The organism is Tenacibaculum sp. TB-53 (assembly GCF_059716285.2).
The window spans coordinates 736,414-760,195 of sequence record NZ_CM202790.1; the positions used below are offsets into that span (position 1 = coordinate 736,414).

Below are 23,782 nucleotides of genomic sequence, written 5' to 3' on the forward strand. Positions count from 1 at the left end.
GTAATTAAACTAACAGCGTTTTTGTTTACAACATTTTTTCTTCTTTATTAACTAATGTAAAAAGGGCACTTTTAAACTCCTAACAAATGTAAAAGCACTTTTTATAAATAGTGAGAATTAAAATCAATATAATAAATAATGAATTGTAGCTTTGTAAGTAACAAAGAAAAGAAACTACTAATAAGTTAAATAAAACGAAAGAGCAGGATGAGCGACAAAATTTTAACTTGGAAAGACGTAATTAATTTTGCAGTTAATGGTAATCCAACACCTGATAAAAGAGTGGAAAAAACAGCAACAGAATGGCAAGAACTTTTAACTACTGAACAGTTTAGAGTTACCAGACAAAAAGGAACAGAAAGACCAAATTCAGGAGCATTGTGTAGTGTTTATGATGCTGGCAAATATAAATGTGTATGCTGTGGCACACCTTTGTTCGATTCAACGATTAAATTTAGTTCAGGTACCGGGTGGCCTAGTTTTACGCAACCTATAAAAGAGAATGCTATTCAATATGAAAAAGATACTACTTTTGGTATGGTACGCGTAGAAGTAATGTGCAACACTTGCGATGCTCATTTAGGACATGTATTTCCTGACGGACCAGAACCTAGTGGATTACGTTATTGCATTAACTCAGCATCAATGATTTTAGATACTGAATAAAAGAAAGTATATAAATGACAAATAATAAATTAGAACTAATTACCGTTGGTGGCGGTTGCTTTTGGTGCGTAGAAGCTATTTTAAATCAAATAAAAGGAGTAGAAGAAGTGGTATCTGGTTATATGGGAGGAACCGTACCAGGAACACCAACTTATAGAGAAATTTGTTCAGGTTTAACAGGACACGCAGAAGTAGTACAAGCAACATTTAATCCTGAAATTATAAGTTATGAAGAGTTGTTGGTAATGTTTATGACAAGTCATGACCCAACAACTTTAAATAGGCAAGGAGCTGATGTAGGAACACAATACCGTTCAGTAATTTTTTATCAGAATGAAGAGCAACAACAAACTGCTGAAAAAGTAGTAGAAAAATTATCTCCGCATTATGAAGATGAAATTGTAACAGAAATAACTCCATTAACTACATTTCATGCTGCGGAAGAGTATCATCAAAATTATTATGAAAACAACAAAGAACAAATGTATTGTGCTGCAGTAATTTCACCCAAGCTATCTAAACTTAGAAAAATGTACGCAAACAAACTAAAAGAACAATAGAACGTGTTGAAATTCAATATACAAAATACCTTTACTAAAGAATTACCAGCAGACCCAATTCAAGAAAATACTCGAAGACAGGTTACAGAAGCTTGTTTTTCGTATGTAACACCTAAAAAAACATCCAATCCAAAAATGATTCATGTTTCGGATGAAATGGCAAATGAGTTAGGACTTTCAGAAATAGCAATAGCTTCAGAAGAATTTAAGAATGTTTTTACAGGGAATGATGTATATAAAAACACACAACCGTATGCGATGTGCTACGGCGGACATCAATTTGGACATTGGGCAGGACAATTAGGAGATGGTAGAGCAATTAATTTATTTGAAACAGTCTATGATAATAAAAACTGGGCTTTGCAGTTAAAAGGAGCAGGAGAGACACCATATTCGAGAAATGCAGACGGATTAGCAGTCTTGCGTTCCTCTATTCGTGAGTATTTGTGTAGTGAAGCTATGTATCATTTAGGTGTGCCTACAACAAGAGCTCTGTCTTTAGCTTTGTCGGGAGATGAGGTATTAAGAGATGTATTGTACGACGGAAACGCTGCCTATGAAAAAGGAGCGATCGTATGTAGAACAGCCGAGTCTTTTTTACGTTTTGGTAGTTACCAAATATTTCCTGCCAGAGGAGATGTAAAAACATTAAAAACACTAGTTGATTATACAATTAAACATCATTATTCTCATTTAGGTGAACCTTCAAAAGAAACGTATGTTTCCTTTTTTAAAGAGGTAGCAGAGCGTAGTTTAGAAATGGTTATTCACTGGCAACGTGTAGGTTTTGTACATGGAGTAATGAATACCGATAATATGTCTATTCTTGGTTTAACCATTGATTATGGACCTTATGGATGGTTGGAAGGTTATGACCACGGATGGACACCAAATACAACTGATAATACCCATAAGCGTTACCGATATGGTTCGCAACCAGAGGTGGTTTTATGGAATTTATATCAGTTGGCAAATGCTTTATATCCTTTAATTGAAGAAGCAGAACCTTTAGAAGCAGTTTTGGAAAATTACCAAGAGCAGTTTCCTGAAAAGTATATGCAAATGATGCGAGAAAAATTAGGGCTTTTTTCTTCACAAGAATTAGATGGAACGTTAGTTTCAAACCTTGAAGAAGTACTTCAAAAAACAGAAACTGATATGACCATTTTTTTCCGATTGTTGTCAGGGATTTCAAAAAATGATACCAAAGAGGAGGCAATCAAAAAAATAGAAAAAACATTTTATATGCCTTTAGAAGTTGTAGGCGAAATAAAAAAATCTTGGGAAAACTGGTTCCAAAGTTATATAGATAGATTACAAAACGAAACTGTTTCGGATGAAGACAAAAAAGAGAAAATGAATGCTGTAAATCCGAAATATGTACTCAGAAATTACATGGCGCAATTAGCCATTGATGATGCAAATAAAAATGACTTTGTATTGTTAAATGAGTTATATTTACTGCTCAAAAATCCTTACGATGAGCAACCAAAATATGAAAAATGGTTCGCAAAACGACCAGAATGGGCTCGAAATAAAGTAGGATGCTCTATGTTATCTTGTAGTTCTTAAGATAAAAAAAATCATTATATTTCAGTTTAAATAAAGCGTTGTAATATACTAATTTTAAGTTGTTTGGTTATTTGTTTTAAAAATAATTCAAAACACTTTTTAAAATAAAAATCAAAATAAATTTGGAAAATCCATTTTTATAATTGAATATTTGTGCTCGTAAAAGTTCAAACACTTATTGACGATGTTATCAAGAAAGGTGGAGGGATTAGACCCTATGAAACCTTAGCAACCCTTTGTGCAAACAAAGAAGGTGCTAAATTCTACCAGAGCGTAAAAACTCGTGGATAGATAACCCAAAGAAGTTTCTTTAATATCTACAAGAATCTTCTTATAATTTCTTAATAACATTTTTCTAGTAAGCAACATCTAAAAATAGATGTGTTTTGGCTTTTGGTTTAATTTTTTATTAACTCAAAAACAAGAAAAATGAGTACACAAAAATTCGCAACAAACGCGTTGCACGCAGGACATGATGTAACACAAAATGGAGGAACAAGAGCAGTTCCTATTTATCAAACTACTTCGTATGTTTTTAATGATGCAGAACATGCAGCAAACCTGTTTTCGTTAAAAGAATTGGGATTTATTTACACCCGATTAAACAATCCCACCAATCAAATTTTGCAAGATCGTTTAGCTGCTTTAGAAGGTGGTATAGGAGCTGTAGTTTTTGCTTCGGGAACAGCAGCTATTTCGACTGGATTGTTAACTTTATTAAAGGCAGGAGACCATATCGTAGCTTCGAGTAGTTTGTACGGAGGAACCTACAATTTATTAAATGTCACTTTACCAAGATTGGGTATTACTACTACGTTTGTAGATGCTTCAAACCCTGATAATTTTTCGGCTGCAGTACAAGAGAATACTAGAGCCTTTTTTGTTGAATCTCTAGGGAATCCGAAGTTAGATGTATTGGATTTAAAAGCTATATCAGCGCATGCGAAAGAAGCAGAAGTTCCTTTCATTGTGGATAATACCGTAGCAACACCTGCTTTATTAAATCCGATAGAACACGGAGCTAACATTGTAATTCACTCCTTAACAAAATACATTGGAGGACAAGGAAACTCGTTAGGAGGAGCCATTATTGATGCAGGAACTTTTAATTGGGAAAATGGGAAATTCCCTGAATTTACAGAACCTTCAGCAGGATATCACGGATTGGTATATCACGAAACTTTAGGTGCAGCATCGTACACGTTTAAACTAATTTTAGAAGGATTACGTGATTTTGGAGGAGCTTTGAGTCCTACCAATGCTTTTAATATCATTCAAGGATTGGAAACCTTAGAAGTGCGAATTCAAAAGCATAGTGAAAATGCATTGAAACTAGCAAAATGGTTGCAAGAACAAGAAGAAGTTGTTTGGGTAAACTATCCAGGGTTAGAAGGTAACAAATACAAAACTTTAGCAGATAAATACTTACCAAAAGGTCAAAGTGGATTGGTAACTTTTGGAGTAAAAGGAGGTTACGAAGCTGCTAAAACCATTGCTGACAATACCAAACTCTTTTCATTACTAGCCAATATTGGAGATACTAAATCTTTAATTATTCATCCAGCAAGTACTACGCACCAACAATTGAGTGATGAAGCTCAAGAAAGCACAGGAGTTACTAAAGACTTAATCCGTTTATCAGTTGGTTTGGAAAATATTGAAGATTTAAAAACCGATTTACAAGAAGCATTTGCTCAAATTCCTAAAGAAGTATTGGTTTAAAACAACTTGCGTTAGGGATTAACTCATAATAGGTTATTTACTTATTGGTTTCGTTGAATGCTTCGCATTTGCGGTGGCATCCTTTTGTTGTCAGTTCGAGTTTGCGAAGCAAGTATCGAGAACCAACAAAAGATATAACGGAAAGCCCGACCCTTTAAGGGAACGCCCATAAAGACATCAATAATGAAAAGTGATTTGCAGCATATTAATATTCTTAGTTATACCACATTAAGCGGTACACAATTCGATACAATTCCGTTAAGCTATCAAGTTTTTGGAAAAGCATTGGGTACTGCTCCTGTGGTACTTATTAACCACGCACTCACAGGAAATAGCAATGTTGCAGGAAGCCAAGGTTGGTGGCAAGATTTAATAGGAGAAGCCAAGGTTATAGATACTAATGAATATACCATTTTGTGCTTTAACATACCTGGAAACGGTTATGATAACTTCTTAATAGATGATTACAAAAGTTTCGTAGCACGTGATATTGCAAACATTTTTCTACAAGGGCTAGAACAACTCAACATAACACAATTATTTGCGTTGATAGGAGGATCTTTAGGAGGTGGAATAGCATGGGAAATGGCTGTGTTGAACCCGAAAATTACCGAACATTTAATTCCTGTAGCTACTGATTGGAAATCGACCGATTGGTTGATAGCAAATTGTCAAATACAAGAGCAATTTTTAATCAATTCTAGTAATCCTGTGCATGATGCACGTATGCATGCAATGTTGTGTTACAGAACGCCAGAGTCGTTTAAAAAACGTTTTCAACGCTCAAAAAATGAAGAGTTACAGATTTTTAATGTAGAAAGCTGGCTGCTACATCACGGAAAAAAATTACAAGAACGCTATCAGTTAGCTTCTTACAAATTGATGAATCAGTTATTAAAAACCATTGATGTTACAAAAGGAAGAGAAGAGCTAGATGTATTAGAGAGAATCGAGGCAGACATCCATATTGTTGGCGTAGATTCTGATTTGTTTTTTACTGCGGAAGAAAACAGAGAAACACATAAACAACTGGCATCTGCCCATGCGAATGTAACCTATAATGAAATTAATTCAGATCATGGGCATGACGCTTTCTTAATAGAATACAAGCAATTAGAAAAAATTATTGAACCTATATTCAATCAAAAATCAACAAATAAAAGAATGAAAATTTTAAAGTTTGGCGGAAAATCTTTGTCGAATGAAGGGATACAAAATGTAGTGTCTATCATAGAACAGAAAATTAATAATGGAGAGAAGATAGCACTGGTAGTATCAGCAAGAGGAAATGCTACAGATGAACTGGAAGAACTCTTAGAAAGAGCTGCTAAAAATAAAACTTTTAAAGAACAATTAGAAGCATTTCGATATGAGCAAACGAAATTAACTCCGTTAGTAGATTTTTCTACGGAATTTAATCGCTTAGAAAAGTTGTTTGAGGGAGTTAGTTTGTTAGGAGATTATAGCCAAAAGATAAAAGATGAAGTGTTAGCTCAAGGTGAGTTATTATCGATAAAAACGGTAACAGATTTATTACAACAAAAAGGAATCAATGCCCTAGCTACAGATTCAAGAACGTTGTTAAAAACGGATGAGATATTTGGCAAAGGGCAATCGATTGTTGAAATTTCTAAAGAAAATGTATTAAATCACTTTAGACAATATAACGGAACAACTGTGAATGTGGTAGCAGGGTTTATAGCTTCAAACCTAAAAAACGAAACTACTACGTTGGGTAGAAATGGAAGTAATTATACCGCCTCGTTGTTAGCAAACTATTTAGATGCGGAAGAGTTGCAAAACTATACCCATGTTGATGGAATCTTCACGGCAAATCCTGATTTGGTAGCAGATGCTAAGAAGATAGAAGTATTATCATTTTCAGAAGCAAATGAATTGGCAAACTTTGGAGCGAACATCTTACATGCTAAAACAATTATTCCGTTGTTAGAGAAGAATATCAATCTACGAATTTTAAATACCTTCAATCCTAACGATAATGGAACGCTTATTACAGCAAAGTCAACCTTAAAAGGAATCAAATCATTATCGGTTTTAGACAAGGTTGCTTTAATCAATTTTGAAGGAAGAGGTTTGTTAGGTAAAGTAGGGGTAGATGCACGTATTTTTAAAGCATTGAGTAATCATGGAATTAGCGTGAGCATTATTTCGCAAGGTTCTTCAGAAAGAGGAATTGGTTTAGTGGTCGACAAATCGAATGCAACTGCTGCTGTAAAAGCCTTAGAGCAAGAGTTTGAAAATGATTTACAAACAAAAGATGTAAATCAAATTTCAATTCAGGAAGAAGTATCAGTAATTTCAATTATAGGTCAAGATTTAAGTGAGTTTCATCAGCCATACAATGCGTTGATTAAGAATCAAATAGTTCCTTTATTATTTAACAATACCATTACAGGTAAAAATGTAAGCTTGGTGGTAAAAAAAGAACAGTTACACAAGGCGTTAAATGTGATTCACGGTCAAGTATTTGGAGTTGCTAAAAAGATAAACATAGCTGTTTTTGGTAAAGGATTAGTAGGAGGAACTTTGATAGAACAAATTCTAGAGAACTCAAAATCAATTTTAGAAAGACGTAAAATTCACCTGAACATTTTTGCGATTGCTAATTCTAAAAAAGTATTATTAGAGAAAAATGGAGTTGGAGCTAATTGGTTGAATGAGCTTGAAAAAGCAGTAGGAGATAAGCATACAGTTGATAGTGTAATTGACTATGCAAAAGAACATCATTTAGAAAATTTAATAGCAGTAGACAATACAGCAAGTGTAGATTTTATAGAAAATTACATTCCGTTAGTCGATGCTGGGTTTGACTTAGTCTCTTCTAACAAAATAGCCAATACAGTTTCGTATGATTTTTACAAAGAATTGCGTAAAGCGTTAGATAAAAATAATAAGAGTTACTTGTACGAAACCAATGTAGGTGCAGGGTTACCATTGATTGATACGATTAAACTGCTACATGATTCAGGAGAAAATATCACGAGAATTAGAGGTGTGTTTTCGGGCTCGTTAAGTTATTTGTTTAATAAATTTTCTTCGGAAGACGTGCCGTTTTCAACCGTATTACAAGAAGCAATTGACAGCGGATTTACTGAACCCGACCCGCGTGAGGATTTATGTGGAAATGATGTTGCCAGAAAACTATTGATTTTGGCACGTGAATTAGATTTAGAAAATGAATTTGAGGATATTCAGATAGAAAACTTGATTCCAGAGGAGTTTAGAGAAATATCTTCTGATGAGTTTTTAGGAAACTTAGAAAAACTAGATGCTACATTTCAACAGCAAAAAGAATCACAGGAAGAGAAGCACGTACTGAGATATATAGGAGATTTACATGGAGATTTACAACAAACAAAAGGAGAGTTAGATGTAAAATTAGTATCTGTACCAGAGAATTCACCTTTAGGAAGTTTAAAAGGTTCTGATGCAATTTTTGAAATCTATACGGAGTCGTATGGAGAACAACCTATTGTTATTCAAGGAGCAGGAGCAGGATCTAAAGTAACCGCTAGAGGCGTATTTGGAGACATCTTACGATTAGCAAAGAATAATAATTAGTAGAAAGAAACAAGAAACAAGAACCAAGAAAATAGAGATAAGATTTACTAAAGCCTTTGTCAGTTCGAGTGATTTTTATGGAGTGTTAACGAAGTAAAAATTGTATCGAGAACGATTAGAATACTTCTCGATACAAAAATTATTTTTATTTCATTTCAATAATTTTACTCGAAGTGACATCAGAAAAAAGGTAGAAGAACTAAGTCCCAAAAATCTTGATTCTTTTATCTGACAACGAAGCGGTCAAACATCTAAAAAAACAACATGAGCAAAAATTTTGAAACACAAGCCATACGAACGCAAACAGAACGTTCACAATTTTCAGAGCATTCTACACCTTTATACCTAACCTCAAGTTTTGTATTTGATGATGCTGAAGATATGCGAGCATCTTTTGCAGAAGAAAAGGAGAAGAATTTATACAGCAGGTTTTCAAATCCGAATACCACAGAATTTGTCAATAAAATAGTGGCTATGGAAGGTGCCGAAGCAGGATATGCGTTTGCAACCGGTATGGCAGCGGTGTTTTCAACTTTTGGAGCTCTGTTAAATGCGGGAGATCATATAGTATCGTGTCGCTCTGTTTTTGGGTCAACTCATAGCTTGTTTACAAAGTATTTACCTAAATGGAATATAGAAACGAGTTATTTTAAAATTAATGAGGTAGATAGGATTGAAAGTTTAATTCAGCCGAATACAAAAATATTGTATGCTGAAACTCCAACAAATCCAGCAGTTGATATTTTAGATTTAGAGTTGTTAGGAAGTATTGCAAAGAAGCACAATTTATTGTTAGTGATAGATAATTGTTTTGCAACTCCGTACTTACAGAATCCTATCAAATTTGGAGCAGATTTGGTAATTCATTCAGCAACAAAATTAATAGATGGTCAAGGACGTGTTTTAGGAGGTGTTGTAGTGGGAAAAGAGGAACTGATAAGAGAAATTTATTTGTTTTCAAGAAACACTGGACCTGCAATGTCGCCATTCAATGCTTGGGTGCTGTCTAAGAGTTTAGAAACTTTATCGATACGAGTGGAAAAACATTGCGAGAATGCGTTGAAGGTGGCGCAGTTTTTAGAAGAGCACCCGAAGGTGAACTTGGTAAAGTATCCATTTTTAAAGTCGCATCCACAGCATGAAATTGCAAAAAAGCAAATGCGATTGGGAGGGAACATTGTCGCTTTTGAAGTAAAAGGAGGTATTGAAGCTGGACGCAACTTTTTAAATAGTATAAAAGTATGCTCATTATCAGCAAATTTAGGAGACACACGAACGATTGTAACACATCCAGCATCAACCACTCACAGTAAGTTAAGTGAAGAGGATCGATTAGAAGTAGGAATAACAGATGGATTGGTACGATGCTCGGTAGGACTAGAAAATGTAGAGGATATAATTAACGATTTAAATCAAGCATTAAATAATTAAGAAGTAAAGCATATATTTGTGATATGCTTTCTAAGAAAACAAAATACGGAATTAAGGCGCTTACTTTTATTGCAAAACAAGAAAAGGGCACTATGGTACAAATAGCTACCATTTCAGAAAACGAAAATATTTCACACAAGTTTTTAGAAAGCATATTACTAACCTTACGAAAATCAGGGATTTTAGGAGCAAAAAAAGGAAAGGGTGGAGGCTATTATTTGCTAAAGCCTGCGAGCGAAATTAAAATGACTGATGTTATTAGAACACTAGAAGGACCTATTGCTATGGTACCATGTGTTAGTTTGAATTATTATGAAAAATGTGATGACTGTCCAGATGAAGAAGCATGCTCAGTACACAAACTAATGATTCAAGTAAGAGATAATACGCTACAAGTACTTCGTAATAACACACTTGCAGATTTAGTGTAGCATTAACAAATTGTAAAATTCAAATATTTTTTTGATTTCCCCTTGGAAAATTAAAAAGCATCTGTATATTTGTCGACTTAAAACCTAGTATTCCGATAGGGTAATGGTATTTTAAAAATGATTGTAGAACAAGTAGTAGAAAATAAAGCTAATTATAAAGAAGATAAGCTTTCTGAAAAGCCACTAAGAAGCATTATAAAATCAATAAGTTGGAGAGTTGTTGGTACCATAGATACAATATTAATATCATGGGTAATTACAGGACAAGTAAAAACAGCTTTTTCAATTGGAGCTGTAGAATTAGTAACAAAAATGCTATTGTATTTTTTTCACGAAAGAGTTTGGAACAGTATTAAATGGGGCAAAAAATGAGTATAGAAACAATGAATTTAGAAGCAGTAAACGCAGAGTTAAAAAACAAATCTCCAAAAGAGATTATTGTTTGGGCATTACTACAAGCAAATAAAGCCGTAGTAACCACAAACTTTCGTCCCTATGAAGGAGCCATTTTACACGCAGTAGCATCAGTAAAAAACAGTATAGATGTTATTTGGTGTGATACAGGATATAATACTCCACAAACCTATAAACATGCTGAAGAGTTAATTGAAAAATTACAATTAAACATTCAGTTGTATGTACCTAAACAAACGGTAGCACACAGAAACATCACTTTAGGATTACCAACAGTTGATGACCCAAAACATGCGGTATTTACTGAGCAAGTGAAGTTAGAGCCTTTTAAAAGAGCGATGGAAGAACATAAGCCAGATGTTTGGTTTACGAACTTAAGAAAAGGACAAACAGCTTTTAGAGATAGTATTGATATTGTTTCAAGAAGTAAAGATGGAATATTAAAAGTGAGTCCGTTTTACCATTGGTCAGATGAGAAGTTAGATGCTTATTTAGAAGAGCATCAATTACCTAACGAGTTTAAGTACTTCGATCCCACAAAAGTAGAAAGTAACAGAGAATGTGGTTTACATATTTAAAGAACATGATTATGAATACAGAAACGATACAAGTAGGAGCTTTAGAAAGTGAAGCCATATATATATTAAGAGAAGTAGTCGCGCAATTTGAAAAACCGGTGTTATTGTTTTCGGGGGGCAAAGATAGCATAACACTGGTGCGACTTGCTCAAAAAGCATTTTACCCAGCAAAAATTCCATTCCCTTTATTGCATATCGATACAGGACATAATTTTCCTGAAACGATTGAATTTAGAGACAGTTTGGTAGAAGAATTAGGTGTTGAGTTAATTGTTCGTCAAGTACAAGACAATATTGATGCTGGTAAAGTAAAAGAAGAAACAGGAAAGTACGCTAGCCGAAACATGTTACAAACCGAAACGTTATTAGATGCCATTGAAGAATTTGGTTTCGACGCATGTATCGGTGGAGCGCGTAGAGATGAAGAAAAAGCGAGAGCTAAAGAGCGTATTTTTTCAGTACGAGATGATTTTGGACAATGGGATGAAAAGAATCAACGTCCAGAATTATTCGACATGCTAAATGGAAGAATTGATTTAGGTCAAAATGTACGTGTTTTTCCAATTTCTAACTGGACAGAGTTAGATGTATGGTCGTATATACAACAAGAACAAATTGAAATTCCATCCATCTATTTCGCTCATAAAAGAGCCACTTTTATTAGAGATGGGTTAATTTGGTCTGCAAACGATGAAGTTGTGTATAGAGAAGAGGAAGAAGAAGTAAAAGAGCGTATGGTTCGTTTTAGAACAGTAGGAGATATGAGTTGTACGGCAGCAGTTTTATCAGATGCAATAGACATTGATACAGTAGTAGACGAAATTAGAGAATCAACTATATCAGAAAGAGGAGCAAGAATAGACGATAAACGCTCAGAAGCAGCAATGGAGAAACGTAAACAACAAGGATATTTTTAAAAAAAGTTTTTTGCTATTAGCTCTTGGCTGTTAGCAATATGAAAATTAATAACAATATAAAACTAGGCAAGTGCTAAAGGCTAAAGGCTAATGGCCAATTGCCAATCGCCAACAACATAAAATATGAACGTAGTAAAAATAGCAACAGCAGGAAGTGTAGATGACGGAAAGAGTACACTAATCGGGCGAATTTTATACGATACAAAATCATTAACCCAAGATAAATTAGAAGCGATAGAAGAAAAAAGTAAACAACGTGGGTTTGATTACTTAGATTTTTCTTTAGCCACTGACGGATTAGTAGCAGAACGTGAACAAGGAATTACTATTGATGTAGCTCACATATATTTCTCAACACCAAAAACAAGCTTTATCATAGCCGACACTCCAGGTCATATTGAGTATACCAGAAACATGGTTACTGGAGCATCAAATTCTCAAGCTTCTATCATTTTGGTAGATGCCAGAAATGGAGTGGTAGAACAAACCTATCGTCACTTTTTTATCAATAATTTATTGAGAGTAAAAGATGTGATAGTAGCTGTAAACAAAATGGATTTGGTTGACTTTTCAGAAGAAAAATTTAACCAGATTAAAGGTGAGATAGAATATTTAGCAAAGAAGAGTGACTATCAAAATCAAAATATCACATTCATACCTCTTTCAGCTTTGAAAGGAGATAATGTTGTGAAGTCTTCAGAAAACACCCCTTGGTATAAAGGAGAAACATTACTGAATTACCTTGAAAACTTGGGGTCTGAAGATACGCAAGAAGTATCAAAAGCACGTTTCCCAGTGCAAACAGTTATTCGACCTAAAACGGATGAGTATCATGATTTTAGAGGATATGCTGGGAAATTGTATGGAGATGATTTAGCAGTAGGAGATAGTATAACGGTATTACCATCAGCAACAAAATCTACTATAAAAAGCATTCGATTTTTTGATAAAGAATATGCAAGAGCAAAAAGAGGAAGCTCTGTAAACATCACTTTAGAAGATGATGTAAATGTAAGTAGAGGTGATATGTTGGTTAAAACAGGAGAAGAACCTTCTGTGGTAAAACAATTAGAAGCTACTATTTGTTGGATGGATAAAGCACCATTACAAGCTTCTCAAAAATATTACATCAAGCATGGTGTAAATGATGCGCAAGCAAAAATAACGGAGTTAAAAACAATTGTTCGTACTGATTTTTCTGGAGTAGAAGAAGCGCCTGCCAAATTATCATTAAACGAAATAGGTGAAGTAAGTTTAAAAGTAAGCAAGCCTTTGTTTGTTGACTCATATGAGGAAAACAAAGCAAACGGAGCGTTTATAATCATCAATCCAAAAACCAATACTACATCAGGAGTTGGTTTTATCAAGTAAATAATAAAAGTTATGGCAATAATCATTACAGATGAGTGCATTAACTGTGGAGCTTGCGAACCAGAATGCCCAAATACAGCCATTTATGAAGGAGCGAGTGACTGGAAATATAGCGAAGGAACGTCATTACAAGGAAATGTAACCTTATTAGATGGAGCTTCTGTAAATGCAGACGAGGAGAATGAACCAGTATCAGACGAGTACTATTTTATAGTGCCTGATAAATGTACTGAGTGTAAAGGATTTCATGAAGAACCACAATGTGCAGCAGTATGTCCAGTAGATTGTTGTGTGCCAGATGATGCACATGTAGAAACAGAAGAACAATTGTTAGCAAAGCAAGAGTTCTTACATAACGAATAACAACGCTTTTATAAGCAAACAACTATTAAAAAACCACATGCAAAGTTTTAGATCAGAAATAGAAAACCCTTTAGTAGAAAAGGATATCCTAGAGTTAGAACGTAAAATACGTTTGTTTAACGAAGGAAAAATAGATGAAGAACGTTTTAGAAGCTTACGTCTAGCCAGAGGAATTTACGGGCAACGTCAGTTTGGGGTACAAATGATTCGTATAAAATTACCGTATGGTAAAGTTACGAGTGAACAGTTGCATAGAATAGCGGATGTTTCTGACGAATATTCTCGTGGTCGTTTACACATTACGACACGTCAAGATATTCAAATTCACCACGTAAGTTTAGACAGAACCCCTGAATTATGGGCACAGTTAGAGAAAGACGATATTACGTTACGTGAAGCATGTGGTAATGCAGTACGTAATGTTACAGCTTCAGAAACTGCGGGAATCGATCCGAAAGAACCGTTTGATGTAACACCGTATGCACACGCAACCTTTCAATTTTTCTTGCGTAATCCAATCTGTCAAGAAATGGGAAGAAAATTCAAAATGTCTTTCTCTGCAACAGAAGAAGATACCGCGTTGAGTTTTATTCACGATTTAGGATTCATTGCAAAAACGAAAACAGTTGACGGTAAAGAAGTAAAAGGATTCAAGGTATTATTGGCAGGAGGATTAGGGTCACAACCACGTCATGCCGATGTAATTTATGAGTTTTTAGAAGCAGATTTATTGATACCAACTATTGAAGGAGTGTTACGTGTGTTCGACCGTTACGGAGAACGTGCTAAAAGAGCCAAAGCTCGTTTAAAATTCTTGGTAAAAGATTTAGGTGTAGATGCTTTCTTAGAACTGGTTGCAGCTGAAAGAAATGCATTAGCGTATAAAACGTATCCGATAAATACTACCAACTTTGAACAAGACATTGTTTTTGAAACCAACGAAGTTCCATCTGTAGTAATTGAAGATAAAGAAGCATATCAAAACTGGAAAACAACGAATGTTTTCAAGCAAAAGCAAGAGGGGTTATACGCGATAGGCATTAAAGTACATTTAGGAGATTTTTATACCGATAAAGCACGTTTGTTAGCTGATTTAATCAAGAAATATGGTGCAAATGAGTTACGCTTTACGCTACGTCAAAATATTTTGATTCGTCACGTAAGAGAGGAGTTTTTACCATTTTTCTATACAGAATTAAAAAAGTTAGGTTTTGCAGACGCAGGATATAATAGTTTGAATGATATCACTGCATGTCCCGGAACCGATACATGTAATTTAGGTATTGCTAGCAGTACAGGAATTGCAGCAGAGTTAGAACATGTGTTAAAAGCTGAATATCCACAGTATGTAAATAACAAAGATATTACCATTAAAATTAGTGGGTGTATGAATGCTTGTGGACAACACAACATGGCGCACATTGGTTTTCAAGGAATGTCTATAAAAGTAGGAAAGTTATTAGCACCAGCTTTACAAGTATTAGTTGGAGGAGGAGTTTTAGGAGAAGGAAATGGTCGTTTTGCTGATAAGTTGATAAAAATACCAAGTAAAAGAGGACCAGAATCTTTACGAATCTTATTAAACAACTTTGAAAGCCATAAACAAGTAGATGAAGACTTCTTAAGCTATTACGATAGACAAGGTAAAACATATTTCTATGAGCTGTTAAAAGAATTATCAGACACCACCAATTTAACGGAAGATGATTTTATTGATTGGGGTCACAATAAAAACTATGTAAAAGCCATAGGAGTAGGGGAATGTGCTGGAGTTGTAATAGACTTAGTAGCAACCTTACTGTTTGAAAGTGAAGAAAAGTTAGAAAATGCTTCACAAGCCTTGAATAATCAACAATGGTCAGATAGTATTTACCACGCTTATGCAGCTATGGTAAACACTGCTAAAGCTTTGTTAACAGCAGAAGGAGCAAAAACCAATACACAAGCAGGAATCATTACCAATTTTGATGAATTGTTTGTAGCAACAAATAAAATAGAATTATCAAGTTCATTCTCAGAATTGATTTATCAAATCAATAAAAATGAACCTACGGAAGCTTTTGCAAAAAAGTATTTAGAAGAAGCATCATCATTTTATAAAACAATTGATGCCTACCGAAAAGTAGCCGTAGAAAGTTAAAAAAGGAGAGTCCAATGAAAAATCAACCGAAATTAACCGTAGTAGGTGCAGGACCAGGAGATGCTGATTTAATCACTTTAAAGGCTATCAAAGCATTAGAACAAGCTGATGTGGTATTGTACGATGCATTGGTGAATAACGAACTGTTAGGGTACGTAAACCCGAATGCAGAATTAATTTTTGTGGGAAAAAGAAGAGGGTGCTACCGTTATCAACAAGAACAAATCAATGAGTTGATTGTTGCAAGAGGATTTTCTCACGGACATGTAGTACGTTTAAAAGGAGGTGACCCTTTTATTTTTGGAAGAGGGGCAGAAGAAATGGAGTACGCAGCAAAGCACGGATTGGAGGTTGCTGTAGTGCCAGGTATTTCTTCATCGTTAGCGGTACCAGCGTATCAGAATATTCCGTTGACAAAAAGAGGAAATTCAGAAAGCTTTTGGGTAATTACAGGAACCACTAAACAACACCAATTATCAAACGATGTTGCCTTAGCAGCAAAATCGAGTGCAACGGTTGTTATTTTAATGGGAATGGGCAAACTTTCAGAAATTATTCAGCTTTTTAAAGAAGAAGGAAAGAATGAGTTACCAGTAGCCATTATTCAAAATGGAACTACTCCTGAAGAAAAAATAGGAATCGGTACCGTAGATAATATAGAAGAAGTAGTGGCTAAAAATAATTTGAGTAACCCTGCTATTATTTTGTTGGGAGATGTGGTAAACCATAGACAACAATTGTTACAAGTACAACAAGAAGTAGCTTTAAAAGAGGTGGTATAATGGAAGAAAGAAATAATCTATATCCAATCTTTTTAAAGACTAAAGAATTGGAAGTGCTAATTATAGGTGGAGGGTTCGTAGCAGAGGAAAAACTACGATTTTTATTAAAATCGAGTCCAGATGCTAAGGTAACGATGGTCGCTCCTTTTTTTAGAGAAGAAACCATTGTTATAGCCCAAAAAGGTAAGGTGAATATGATAAACGATAGTTATAACGATACGTATTTACAAGGAAAACATTTGGTGATTGCGACAACCGATGTTCCTGAGGTAAATATACAAGTGTATAAAGATTGTAGGAGCCAACATAAATTGGTGAATGTAGCGGACAATCCACCATATTGTGATTTTTATATGGGCGGAATTGTTACCAAAGGAAACGTAAAAGTAGCTATTTCAACCAATGGAAAATCGCCAACAACTGCTAAAAGATTGCGTCAGTTTTTTGAAGAAGTAATTCCAGAAGACATCAATCAATTAGTACAAAACTTAAATAGTTATAGAAAAACCATCAAAGGAAACTTTGAACAAAAAGTAGAAACATTAAATAAACTAACTGAGAGTTTAGTAAAGTAATCTTTCGCCTAAGTTTATCTTGAGGGAAGTCGAAAGGCTCAAGACTAAAATGAAGAAATCTATAAATTTATAAAATAGAGAGAGGTCACTGAGCGTAGTCGAAGTGACAAAATAAAGAGGACATGATACAAACAGATATATTAATTATTGGAGCAGGTCCAACAGGGCTATTCACCGTTTTTGAAGCAGGGTTATTAAAATTACGTTGTCATTTAATTGATGCCTTACCACAACCAGGAGGGCAGTGTTCAGAAATTTATCCAAAGAAACCTATTTACGATATTCCAGCATATCCAGAGATCTTAGCAGGAGATTTAACTAAGAATTTGATGGAACAAATCAAGCAATTTGAACCAGGGTTTACCTTAGGTGAGCGTGCAGATACTATTGAGAAGCAAGATGACGGAACATTTATCGTAACTACCAATAAAGGAACCAAACACCAAGCACCTGTGGTAGCTATTGCAGGAGGACTGGGAAGTTTTGAACCTCGTAAACCACCTATTCCTAACATTGCTGATTTTGAAGATAAGGGAGTAGAGTATATGATTAAAGAACCAGAACTGTATCGAGACAAAGATGTAGTAATTGCTGGAGGTGGAGATTCTGCCTTAGATTGGTCTATTTTCTTAACAGATGTAGCAAAATCGGTAACCTTAATTCATAGAAGAAACGAGTTTAGAGGAGCGTTAGACTCTGTAGAAAAAGTTCAAGAATTAAAGAATTTAGGAAAGATAAACTTGATCACTCCTGCTGAGGTAAAAGCAGTATTAGGAGAAAATCATGTAACAGGAGTTGTGGTAGAAGAAAAAGGGAAAGAACCTTACATGATAGATACGGATCATTTTATTCCATTATTTGGATTAGCACCTAAATTAGGACCAATTGCCAATTGGGGATTAGAAATTGAGAAGAACGCTATTAAAGTAAACAATGCGTTAGATTACCAAACCAATGTAGAAGGTATCTATGCCATTGGTGATGTGAATACCTATCCAGGAAAGCTAAAATTGATTTTGTGTGGATTCCACGAAGCAACACTCATGTGTCAAAGTGCTTATAAACGTATATATCCAGATAAAAAATATGTGATGAAATATACCACTGTTGGTGGTGTAGACGGTTTTGATGGAACAAGAAAAGAAGCGCCAAAAGCGGTAGTAAAAGCAATTGAATAATTGGGGATTAGGATGAAAGTAGTTAGGAGTTTAGCGAATAAGTTTGTTGTAATTACAAATTTTTAGTAAGCCCCTTCACCAGCAAAACTAAAATAGCCTACCTAACTACTGATTCCTATAATAAATTGTTACTGATGGATAATCAAGATATTAATATAAAAATAACAGATCGAGAAGGTGTAATGCACGAGGTAGTTGCTCCGACAGATATGGCAATGAATTTAATGGAGGTGGTTCGTTCTTATGAACTTGCTCCAGAAGGAACTATTGGAATCTGTGGAGGAATGGCGATGTGTGCCTCTTGTCAATGTTATGTAAAATCAAATCATGAATTGCCAGAGATGAATGATGATGAAGATGCAATGTTAGCAGAAGCATTTCATGTAGAAGAAAATAGCCGATTAGGATGTCAGATTCAAATAACACTTGAATTAGAAGGATTAGAGGTTGAGTTAGCTCCTGAAAGTTAGTTATTTTTGTAAAAAAAGAATAAATGCAATTTAAACAATACGATTTATCATTAAAAGATGATGTAGCAAATTTTACAAAACAATTATTTTACGCATTGTTTAATGATGTATGTCAAGAAAAAGCAAATCATTTAAAAGAAAAGTTTAAAAAAATTTTAAACGGGTTGGCTATCAAAAATGCTTCGGTAACATGGGCTGCATACCAACAAACATTTTGTGGAATACGAGAAAAGTTAGATTTAGATGCCAAGGCATTTGAAAAGACTGACCCAGCCTGTAAAAGCTTAGGTGAAGTGTATCTAGCCTATCCAGGGTTTCATGCGATTGCTGTATATCGTTTGAGTCATGAATTGTACAAAATGAAAATACCGATTTTACCAAGAATGATGAGTGAATATGCGCATGGATTAACAGGAACAGATATCCATCCAGGAGCAACCATTGGCGATTCGTTTTTTATAGATCATGCAACAGGAATTGTAATTGGAGAAACTACCATTATTAAAGAAAACGTAAAAATATATCAAGGAGTTACCCTAGGAGGAATTCAAGTAAAGAAAGAATTAGCATCCACAAAAAGGCACCCAACCATTGAAAATAATGTAACCATTTATGCCAACGCAACTATCTTAGGAGGCGATGTAGTGATAGGAAGAGATAGTATAATTGGTGCTAATGTTTGCGTAACCACCTCTGTACCCGAAGGATCTATTGTAACCTATGAGTCAGAAAATAAAATAACCACTAGAAAATCCTATGTTAAATGATGTAGGTACGAAAATCAACCATGAAAACTAAAACAATTATAGATAGTATAGGGAATACGCCACTCATAGAAGTTTCAAACATTCTTCAAAAGGAAGGCGTAAAGCTATTATTAAAACTAGAAGGAAATAACCCTGGCGGAAGTGTAAAAGATAGAGCAGCCTTTAATATGATTGCTGAAGCTATTAAAAGGAAAAATATCCGTCCAGGAGATTATTTAGTAGAAGCAACTAGTGGAAACACAGGAATTGCGTTAGCACTCATGGCAAAAGTTTTAGGAGTAAATATGGTATTGGTAATGCCAGAAAACTCTACAGAAGAACGTGTAAAAACCATGCGTGCTTACGGAGCTGAGGTTATTTTAACGGATGCAGAAAAAGGTATTGAAGGTTCTAGAGATGTCGCGCTAGAGTTACGCTATAAAAAAGGCTATTTTATGCTGAATCAGTTTGAAAATACCGATAACTGGAAAGCACACTATAAAACTACAGGTCCAGAAATTTGGAACGACACCGAAGGAGAAGTAACTCATTTTGTTTCAGCGATGGGAACTACAGGAACCATTATGGGAGTTTCTACCTATTTAAAAGAACAAAATCCAGAGGTACAAATTGTAGGAGCACAACCTAAAGACGGAGCTAGAATACCAGGAATTCGTAAGTGGTCGCCAGAATACCAACCAAAATTCTTTAATAAAAGTAAGGTAGACCAAGTAGTGGAGCTAGATGAAAATGATGCTAAAAACATGACTAGAAAATTAGCGCAAGAAGAAGGTGTTTTTGCAGGAATGAGTAGTGGAGGAGCAGTACATGCAGCTTTAGAAATAGCTAAAACGATTGATAAGGGTGTGATCGTTGCAGTTATTTGCGACAGAGGAGACCGCTATTTATCTTCTGATTTGTTTCAATAGACTGTCTTTACTTATTTTATAATGCAAAAATTCCCGTCTAAGCGGGGATTTTTAAATTTATACTTTATAAAAAAGTAGACAAGAACAAGAAATTACTTTTAGTCATTGTTATGTGTAGTTTACTTATAATTTTCAATTTTATTAATAATATTAATAATTTTTAAGATTTCTTCTTGAGCTTCATTACCGAATTTATTTTTATAACTGTTAATAAATTTAAATTGCTTGAAAAAATCTTTTAAAGAATCAATATTGTTAAAATTAGAGGCTACTAAAAAATCATCAAAATTGTGTTTTATTATGAATTCTAGATCTCTATTTAGTAGGATTTTACTTAAAGATTTATCAGTAGGAGGAATTTCATTTAATATATTATACATTAAACTGTAGTTTTCTTTAAATAAAGACCTAAGTTTTTTATAAAAAGAAAACATTTCTGGTTTCATTTTAATTATACCTTTTGCTGAGTTTAAATAAATATTTTTGTGTACTAAGTCTATTTTAAGATTCCTTTCATAAAGGTGACTAACTATTGTATATATTATTTCAGAATTGTAGTTTAAAGATATGCTAAAGGGCAATTTTTCAATTTTATTGGGTATTTGTCTAATGATTGAAGAAGATACAGTGTCTTTATCTACTGTCATAACAATTTCTTCATTAAGACTATTATTTAAATAACTTAATAACATTTCTTTATTGTTAAAAATAACATCAATATTACGACGTAATAACTGATTAAAGGATGTTTCGAGTTTCTTTATCTTATCCTTTTTTAAGTAATTATTATTTTTAGAGATTAACATTTCTCCTTTAGATAATATAAGTTTATCTAAGTCCTTTTGTGTCAAAAGGAAGGGGAATTTAAAAATAAGTTCATTTTTAGATTCATTTACAAGTGATGAAAAATCATATTCTCGTTGATATTTATCATTTAATTCACAGAAAAATTTAACCCTTTGAATAATCTTTTCTTTGAATTCAATATTTGTTTTATCAAAGTTTAGTTTCAATATCATACCGCCATTGTTTTCAAAATTTAATTTTTCATTTTGAGAACATGAGTTGATAGAAATAAAAAGGGCTAATAAATATATATACTTCATTCTATTTTTTAAATTATGAATTTAGATTTATTATTTAAGTTGTTGAACTATAGTAAAAGTTGTGGTTGATTCAATTTGGGATAAAAGAATAAAAACTTCTTTTATCCGTGTGTTTAAATGTGATAAGCGTAGTTTTTAGCAATTTTAATCTTTTTAAGTAAGCGTTAGCCAATATAAAACAAAATAAAAAACCGTACAAAAAATGTACGGTTATATTATCAGTTAACTTACGTTAATCATGTAGTTTTACATTAATTTTAATACTGCCTTATAGTAATGTTAAATTAAAAGAGATAAAACTATTATTCCCTAGCATAATTAATATTGAAATGAAGCAGAAGCACTACCACTACTGTTAATCTCTTCTACGTTTTCTACCAAAACCTGCAGCAGGTTTGTTATCACTTCTTCTTGAAGAACTGTTTTCGTTACGTCTTCTACCAAAATTTTTTCTGCTATCAGTAGGCTTATCACTTCTACGTTTTTTACCATTGAATCCGCTACCACCACTTCTACGTGATTTTCTTCCACCACCACTACGATCGTTTTTAGTAATTTCGATATTCACTGATCGTCCATTAAAATCTGGATCATTTGCTGCAAAGGCATCTAAAGTTTCTTTTTCGAAGTTTTTATCGACTTCAAAGAAAGAAAAAGTATCTAATATATCTATAGCTCCAATTTCAATTTTATCACCTATGTTCTGATCGTTGATTAAACCAATTAACTTGGCTGGGTTTAAACGATCTTTTCTTCCTAAATTGATGAAGAAACGGGTCATGTTTTCACTAGAAGAGCGTCCTCTTGAATTTTCTCTTGAAGATAAGTTGTTTAAATCAGGAGCATTTTCGTAGTAAGATAAGAAGGTGTTAAACTCTAAAGAAACAAACTTTTGAATTAACTCTTCACGACTTAAATCTTCTAATTTTTCGTAAATACTTGGTAAAAAACCTTCAATTTGTTCTGTGTTTACCTCAGTATCATGAACTTTATCAATTAAATGAAATAATTGGTTTTGACATATTTCCTTGCCAGATGGAATAGGAGTGTGAACAAATTGTTTTTTTATAATACGTTCAATAGGACGTAACCTGCCTTGTTCTTTTTTGCTTACTAAAGCAATAGAAACTCCCTTGTTACCGGCTCTACCAGTTCTACCACTACGGTGATTGTAGTTTTCAATTTGATCTGGTAATTTATGATTAATAACGTGTGTTAAGTTGTTAACATCCAATCCACGAGAAGCAACATCAGTAGCTACTAATATTTGAATGTTCTTTTTACGAAACTTCTCCATTACAGAGTCACGTTGAGCTTGTGATAAATCACCATGTAAAGAATCAGCATTATAACCATCTCTAATAAGATTATTAGCTACTTCTTGTGTTTCTCTACGTGTTCTACAGAAAACAATTCCGTAAATATCAGGGTTTAAATCAGCTACTCTTTTTAAAGCAGGGTAACGAGTTTTTTCGTTTACTAAGTAATACTCATGACTTACATTATCTGAGCCTTGGTTTTTTTGTCCAGATGTAACTTCTACAGGGTTAGTCATGTAGTTTTTTGCAATATCTTCTACTTCTCTAGGAAAAGTTGCAGAAAACAATAATGTTTGTTTGGTGTTTGGTGTAGCTTCTAAAACTTGGTCTAGTTCATCTTTAAAGCCCATGTTAAGCATTTCATCAGCTTCGTCAAGTACTAACCATTGTACATTACCAAGCTTTAAAGCTCTTCTTTTAATTAAGTCTACAGTTCTACCAGGAGTACCTACAACTATTTGTACCCCTTTTTTAAGTTTTCTTATTTGCTCTTCAATGTTAGCTCCACCATAAACAGTAGCTACTTTCAAGTTAGGTAAATACTTTGAAAAGTCTTCAATGTTTTTTCCTATTTGTACTGCTAGTTCACGAGTAGGAGATAAGATGATTGCTTGTGTGTGTGTGCTTGTTTGATCAGCAAGTTCAATAATAGGTAAACTAAAGGCAGCAGTTTTACCTGTACCTGTTTGTGCAAATGCTTTTAAATCTTCTGTAGAAGAAATTATTTGTGGAATTGCTTTTTCTTGAATTACTGTTGGCTTTTCATAACCTAAATCGGTTAATGCCTTATTGATAGGTTCTTGCAAACCTAAATCTAAAAATGTTGACATACTGTGTTTTTAGAGAACCCACAGATGCCCCTCCGCGAATTCTATAATTAATATTAATTAAATCGTTTTAGCACGATTTTTTTGGACGGTGCAAAAGTAC

The 23,782-nt window shown here is 33.9% G+C and carries 21 protein-coding genes and 1 riboswitch; of the genes, 19 read left to right on the forward strand and 2 right to left on the reverse strand.

Going from position 1 to position 23,782, the window contains the following annotated elements:
* Positions 1-219 precede the first annotated feature (219 nt).
* The 19 genes from msrB to cysM all read left to right on the forward strand — a co-directional run bounded on the left by msrB (position 220) and on the right by cysM (position 20,427).
* Positions 220-666: a peptide-methionine (R)-S-oxide reductase MsrB gene (gene msrB, locus AC3VJB_RS03320; RefSeq protein WP_047789587.1), complete on the forward strand. Its 447-nt coding sequence runs from the start codon at positions 220-222 to the stop codon at positions 664-666.
* A gap of 14 nt (positions 667-680) precedes the next feature.
* Positions 681-1,226, forward strand: a complete 546-nt coding sequence (gene msrA / locus AC3VJB_RS03325) for a peptide-methionine (S)-S-oxide reductase MsrA (protein WP_167713940.1) — start codon at positions 681-683, stop codon at positions 1,224-1,226.
* Between the two features lie 6 nt (positions 1,227-1,232).
* Positions 1,233-2,798 carry a protein adenylyltransferase SelO gene (locus AC3VJB_RS03330; RefSeq protein ID WP_497667312.1) on the forward strand — a complete coding sequence of 522 codons (1,566 nt, stop codon included), beginning with the start codon at positions 1,233-1,235 and terminating at the stop codon, positions 2,796-2,798.
* Between the two features lie 184 nt (positions 2,799-2,982).
* A riboswitch (SAM riboswitch) is annotated at positions 2,983-3,096 on the forward strand.
* A gap of 131 nt (positions 3,097-3,227) precedes the next feature.
* Positions 3,228-4,520, forward strand: coding sequence for an O-acetylhomoserine aminocarboxypropyltransferase/cysteine synthase family protein (locus tag AC3VJB_RS03335; protein WP_167713939.1), 1,293 nt, complete (start codon positions 3,228-3,230; stop codon positions 4,518-4,520).
* Between the two features lie 183 nt (positions 4,521-4,703).
* The gene (thrA, locus tag AC3VJB_RS03340; RefSeq protein WP_497666753.1) at positions 4,704-8,102 is read left to right on the forward strand and encodes a bifunctional aspartate kinase/homoserine dehydrogenase I; all 3,399 of its coding nucleotides are present in this window, start codon (positions 4,704-4,706) and stop codon (positions 8,100-8,102) included.
* Positions 8,103-8,366: 264 nt separating this feature from the next.
* Positions 8,367-9,533, forward strand: a complete 1,167-nt coding sequence (locus AC3VJB_RS03345; protein ID WP_159616670.1) for an O-succinylhomoserine sulfhydrylase — start codon at positions 8,367-8,369, stop codon at positions 9,531-9,533.
* Between the two features lie 23 nt (positions 9,534-9,556).
* The gene (locus AC3VJB_RS03350) at positions 9,557-9,964 is read left to right on the forward strand and encodes an RrF2 family transcriptional regulator (RefSeq protein WP_047789518.1); all 408 of its coding nucleotides are present in this window, start codon (positions 9,557-9,559) and stop codon (positions 9,962-9,964) included.
* 117 nt (positions 9,965-10,081) lie between these two features.
* Positions 10,082-10,336, forward strand: a complete 255-nt coding sequence (locus AC3VJB_RS03355) for a DUF2061 domain-containing protein (RefSeq protein WP_073182924.1) — start codon at positions 10,082-10,084, stop codon at positions 10,334-10,336.
* Positions 10,337-10,347: 11 nt separating this feature from the next.
* Complete coding sequence (locus AC3VJB_RS03360; RefSeq protein WP_159495372.1) at positions 10,348-10,956, forward strand: phosphoadenosine phosphosulfate reductase domain-containing protein; 609 nt, start codon at positions 10,348-10,350, stop codon at positions 10,954-10,956.
* An 11-nt stretch (positions 10,957-10,967) separates the two neighbouring features.
* Positions 10,968-11,873, forward strand: coding sequence for a sulfate adenylyltransferase subunit CysD (gene cysD / locus AC3VJB_RS03365; protein ID WP_497666754.1), 906 nt, complete (start codon positions 10,968-10,970; stop codon positions 11,871-11,873).
* 123 nt (positions 11,874-11,996) lie between these two features.
* On the forward strand, positions 11,997-13,244 hold the full coding sequence (gene cysN / locus AC3VJB_RS03370) for a sulfate adenylyltransferase subunit CysN (protein WP_253056838.1): 1,248 nt from the start codon (positions 11,997-11,999) through the stop codon (positions 13,242-13,244).
* A gap of 12 nt (positions 13,245-13,256) precedes the next feature.
* On the forward strand, positions 13,257-13,607 hold the full coding sequence (locus AC3VJB_RS03375; protein WP_047789522.1) for a 4Fe-4S dicluster domain-containing protein: 351 nt from the start codon (positions 13,257-13,259) through the stop codon (positions 13,605-13,607).
* 37 nt (positions 13,608-13,644) lie between these two features.
* Positions 13,645-15,747 (forward strand): ferredoxin-like domain-containing protein, encoded by a 2,103-nt coding sequence (locus AC3VJB_RS03380; protein ID WP_437824486.1) that lies wholly within the window; start codon positions 13,645-13,647, stop codon positions 15,745-15,747.
* Between the two features lie 14 nt (positions 15,748-15,761).
* Entirely contained in the window at positions 15,762-16,529 is a 768-nt protein-coding gene (gene cobA, locus AC3VJB_RS03385) for a uroporphyrinogen-III C-methyltransferase (RefSeq protein WP_497666755.1), read from the forward strand.
* Positions 16,529-17,104 carry a precorrin-2 dehydrogenase/sirohydrochlorin ferrochelatase family protein gene (locus AC3VJB_RS03390; RefSeq protein ID WP_437824489.1) on the forward strand — a complete coding sequence of 192 codons (576 nt, stop codon included), beginning with the start codon at positions 16,529-16,531 and terminating at the stop codon, positions 17,102-17,104. The genes cobA and AC3VJB_RS03390 overlap by 1 nt, the downstream gene beginning before the upstream one ends.
* 122 nt (positions 17,105-17,226) lie before the next feature.
* Complete coding sequence (locus AC3VJB_RS03395; protein WP_159495369.1) at positions 17,227-18,282, forward strand: NAD(P)/FAD-dependent oxidoreductase; 1,056 nt, start codon at positions 17,227-17,229, stop codon at positions 18,280-18,282.
* A gap of 134 nt (positions 18,283-18,416) precedes the next feature.
* A complete protein-coding gene (locus AC3VJB_RS03400) occupies positions 18,417-18,752 on the forward strand; it encodes a 2Fe-2S iron-sulfur cluster-binding family protein (protein WP_073182911.1) in 336 nt (111 codons plus the stop codon).
* A gap of 23 nt (positions 18,753-18,775) precedes the next feature.
* Positions 18,776-19,519, forward strand: a complete 744-nt coding sequence (epsC, locus tag AC3VJB_RS03405; RefSeq protein ID WP_167713931.1) for a serine O-acetyltransferase EpsC — start codon at positions 18,776-18,778, stop codon at positions 19,517-19,519.
* Positions 19,520-19,539: 20 nt separating this feature from the next.
* On the forward strand, positions 19,540-20,427 hold the full coding sequence (gene cysM, locus AC3VJB_RS03410; protein WP_047789530.1) for a cysteine synthase CysM: 888 nt from the start codon (positions 19,540-19,542) through the stop codon (positions 20,425-20,427).
* Positions 20,428-20,546: 119 nt separating this feature from the next.
* On the opposite strand, the gene AC3VJB_RS03415 is transcribed toward cysM, so the two are convergent.
* Entirely contained in the window at positions 20,547-21,533 is a 987-nt protein-coding gene (locus AC3VJB_RS03415; protein ID WP_047789531.1) for a hypothetical protein, read from the reverse strand.
* Positions 21,534-21,888: 355 nt separating this feature from the next.
* Entirely contained in the window at positions 21,889-23,682 is a 1,794-nt protein-coding gene (locus AC3VJB_RS03420) for a DEAD/DEAH box helicase (RefSeq protein ID WP_497666756.1), read from the reverse strand.
* Between the last annotated feature and the right edge of the window lie 100 nt (positions 23,683-23,782).